General features: G+C 64.1%; 3 protein-coding genes. 1 reads left to right on the top strand and 2 read right to left on the bottom strand.

Annotated features, from left to right (window positions below):
• Positions 1-85: 85 nt before the first annotated feature.
• Together QMX98_RS33280 and QMX98_RS33275 are read right to left on the bottom strand one after the other, a co-directional pair.
• A complete protein-coding gene (locus QMX98_RS33280) occupies positions 86-1,462 on the bottom strand; it encodes a GTPase/DUF3482 domain-containing protein (RefSeq protein WP_282412020.1) in 1,377 nt (458 codons plus the stop codon).
• Positions 1,455-2,834 carry a DUF2868 domain-containing protein gene (locus QMX98_RS33275; RefSeq protein WP_077747205.1) on the bottom strand — a complete coding sequence of 460 codons (1,380 nt, stop codon included), beginning with the start codon at positions 2,832-2,834 and terminating at the stop codon, positions 1,455-1,457. The genes QMX98_RS33280 and QMX98_RS33275 overlap by 8 nt, the downstream gene beginning before the upstream one ends.
• A gap of 85 nt (positions 2,835-2,919) precedes the next feature.
• On the opposite strand from QMX98_RS33275, the gene QMX98_RS33270 reads away from it, so the two are divergent.
• Positions 2,920-3,432 (top strand): dihydrofolate reductase, encoded by a 513-nt coding sequence (locus QMX98_RS33270; RefSeq protein ID WP_172791882.1) that lies wholly within the window; start codon positions 2,920-2,922, stop codon positions 3,430-3,432.
• Positions 3,433-3,522: the final 90 nt, after the last annotated feature.

The following is a 3,522-nucleotide window of genomic DNA, read 5'->3' as shown; positions in this document are numbered from 1 at the left end:
GGCTCGCTCCCACAGGGGAACGCATTCCAATGTGGGAGCGAGCCTGCTCGCGAAGGGCCAGCCCGGACACCCCAATTACCAAGGTTTACAACTGCTGCGCCAACACCTCAACCTGCTCTTGCCGCTCCGCCTGACTCAACTTCGCCTGCGGATTCAGCGACGACCACTGCGGATGCGCCCGGGCCTTGTTCAGGGCTTCGGGTAGTTTGCCTTCGCGCCAGGTCTTGTCCTGTGGCGTGGCCACCTGGATGCTGTCCATCGCCGCATGCCCACGGGCATTCAGCGCTTGCAGCAATTGGCGCTGACGCAAGGCCAACAGCCTCAACACGCTGTCGTCCACCGTCAATTCTCGCTGACCTCTGATCTTGCCCATTAACCGGCTGCCATAACTGCGGGCGGTTTGCAGGGCGCCGCCGGCAATGGCGCCGGCCAGTGCCGCCGCGCCGAGGGTCAGGCCGCCCACCAGTAAATCAACCCCGGCACCGGCCGCCGCGCCGGCCGCGATGCCACCGCCGACCCGCACGCCCAATTGCTTGAGGGTTTCCGGGTTGAACAAATCATCGCCCCAGCGGCCATCGAGCAGCGGCAGTTCACTGGCCGCCGCGTCCTGTGGGCGGAAGGCATAGAGTTTGAGCAAACCTTCAACGCAGCGCTGTTCCCGTTGGCGAACGGCTTTGCGCAGTTCGCTGATCGCCTGTTGTTCCTGCTCCGCGTCGCTGACCACGCTGCGCCGGCACGCGGCGCAATCGATCAGCAACTCGGCAATCAATCGCGCCGCACTCTGTTGGCGAGCCAGGCGTTGAGCCTGTTGATCGGCGATCAGGCGCTCCAATTGTTCGCGGGAGTTTTCCAGCAGCAAGGCGAGGCTTTCATAGAGTCGACGTTCGCCATCTTCGGGCGGTGCAACGCTGTCGAAACGCACCAGGGCATGCAGGCCCAAGCGCGCCAGGGCTTCACGCCAATCCGGCTCGCGATGGTTGGCGCTGCTGACGAAATTCAGCACCGGCAGCAGCGGTTTGCCGCAACTGGCCAACACTTCCAGTTCGTCGCGGTACTTGGCCAGGACCGGCTCCCGGGCGTCGATCACATAGAGGCCGGCGTCCGAGGCGAGCAATTGGCGCAGTACTTTGGCTTCCTGTTCAAAGCGCTGCCGGGCTTCGCTGCCGTCGAGGAATCGGGCCAACCGTGCCGGGCCGTCGAGGCGTTCGCCGGGACGTTCCAGGCGCTCGAGGTAGTCGAGCAGGGCGATGGCGTCTTCGAGGCCGGGCGTGTCGTAGAGATCGAGCAACGGCTCGCCGTCCACCGACAACCGCGCGCCTTCGACATGGCGGGTGGTGCTGGGGCGATGGGACACGTCACCGAAACCGACGTCCCGGGTGAGCGTGCGCAGCAACGAGGTTTTGCCGACATTGGTGTGGCCGACCACGGCCAGCTTGAAGGGCGCTTTCCAGGCATTAGTCATGGCCGGTCTCCAGCCAGTTCACGGGCGCGCAATCGGCGAACGGCAGGTCCAGCTGTTGCAGCGCCACGTGCCAGTCGCCGAGACGTTCGGCATCCAGTGCTTCGCCGGGCGGCGCTTGCAGCAGCCAGACACGGGTGGCAGCGGCATTGCGCGCCAGTTCGGCGATCAGGGCCAGGCTGCCACGGTCGGGCGAACGTCGCGGATCGCAGGCAATCGCCAGGCGTGCCGGAGGGAAACGACTCAACTGTTCGAGCAGTTTGTTGCGCGATTCGCGACTGTCGAGGATGCCGGCGTTGTTCACGGTTTTCGGCAGTTGCGGCGGCCACGGGCGTTGATCGTCCAGCTCGATGGCCACCAGCAACGCGCCGTCGCTTTGCTGCTCACTGACGCCGCTTTCGACACGATGCAGTTGCGCAGGCGCGGCATCACTGATGCCGAGGCGTTCGCTGGTGGGCATCAGCCGTTCGCGCAATTGGGCGTAACCGGGCAGGTTCAAATCCAGGCGCAAAGCGGCTTGGCCGGAGGTCCAGCGCCAGCGGCAGAACAGCATCAGCAACAAACGCGGCAACACCCCGTAGACCAGCAACACGCCCACCAGCCAAGCGGCCCAGGCCTGACGAGCGCTTTCGATGTTCAGCGCGGCGTCGCCACTGGCGCGGATCATCTCCACGCTGGGCACGCTGAAACCGAGCAAGGCCGGCAGGGCGCCGAGAGCCTGGGTCATGGCGACGAAGGTGTCGCCGCGCAGAATGGTGGTTTCCCAGACAAAGCCGTAGCGCCGGGTCGCCATCAGCATCAGCACGATAACCAGCGCACTGAGCAACGCCAGCAACCACAAGCCGTTGACCAGCACGCCGATCGCCCAGCGATTGAGTTTGCGTCGCTGCAATAACAGCAGCAGGGCGGGTGCCAGTTGCGCGGCTTTGGCATCACGAGCGAGTTTTTCGCTGAGCCACAGCCACAAGCGTCCAAGGCTGGCGCCGTGCTCACCGGCAAACACCAGGCCCAACGCCCAGCTCAGCAGCAGAATCAGATTGAGCCCAAGCAGACTGCCCAGGGCCCAGAACACATTTACCGGGGTCTGGCCATCACCCAGTGCGGCAAACGCCAGGCCAGCACCGCTGACGATGGCCAGCACCGCCATGACGATCAGCGCCAGTCGCGCGCCTTGCAGCCAATGCTTGAGGGCGTCGGACAAACCGTCGCGCTCGGCCAGCCACACGGCACGGCGCTGAATTCGCGTCGGCAAGTCGCCGCCGGCGCTGCGGGCCAGCCGGTTGGCTTCCAGATCCTCCAGGGGGCCGGCGTGTTCTTCACGCAGGCGCACCGTCTCGGTCAGCCAGAGGTTTTGCAGTGGAGTCAGTTCAGTCACGCGGCATCCCGTCGCTCAAATGAGCTGTGAGCATAACCGCTGTGGCGCTTATCGGGGTACGGGAGGCTCTGGTATCCTCGCCGGCATGACTAAATCACTCCCCCTCAGCCTGATCGCAGCCCTCGGTGAAAACCGTGTGATCGGCGTCGACAACAGCATGCCCTGGCACTTGCCGGGGGACTTCAAATACTTCAAGGCCACCACCCTCGGCAAACCGATCATCATGGGTCGCAAGACCTGGGATTCCCTCGGCCGGCCGCTGCCGGGCCGATTGAACATCGTGGTCAGCCGTCAGGCGGATCTGGTGTTGGAAGGCGCGGAGGTTTATCCGTCGCTGGAGGCGGCCGTGGCTCGCGCGCAGGAATGGGCGAACGAGCAGGGCGTCGATGAGGTGATGCTGATTGGCGGCGCGCAATTGTATGCGCAGGGGATGGCGCAGGCGGATCGGTTGTATCTGACCCGAGTGGCGTTGAGCCCGGAAGGGGATGCGTGGTTTCCGGAGTTTGATTTGGGGCAGTGGACATTGGTGTCCAACACCCAGAATCCGGCTGAAGGCGACAAACCAGCGTACAACTTTGAAGTCTGGGAGAAAGTCTAAAAGCTTCGCGGGCAAGCCTTGCTCCTACAGGATTTGTGTCGATCGCGAAAATTGCGTACGACACAAATTCTGGTAGGAGCGAGGCTTGCC

The sequence above is a fragment of the Pseudomonas sp. PS02303 genome (assembly GCF_029959925.1).
GTDB lineage: Bacteria > Pseudomonadota > Gammaproteobacteria > Pseudomonadales > Pseudomonadaceae > Aquipseudomonas > Aquipseudomonas mandelii.
Note: the sequence above shows the minus strand (reverse complement) of the source record. Positions and strands in the feature narration are given on the sequence as shown.

Excerpts from the sequence above, each read along its gene's own strand:
- QMX98_RS33280 (WP_282412020.1), bottom strand. The coding sequence starts at position 1,462 with ATGACTAATGCCTGGAAAGCGCCCTTCAAGCTGGCCGTGGTCGGCCAC.
- QMX98_RS33270 (WP_172791882.1), top strand. The coding sequence starts at position 2,920 with ATGACTAAATCACTCCCCCTCAGCCTGATCGCAGCCCTCGGTGAAAAC.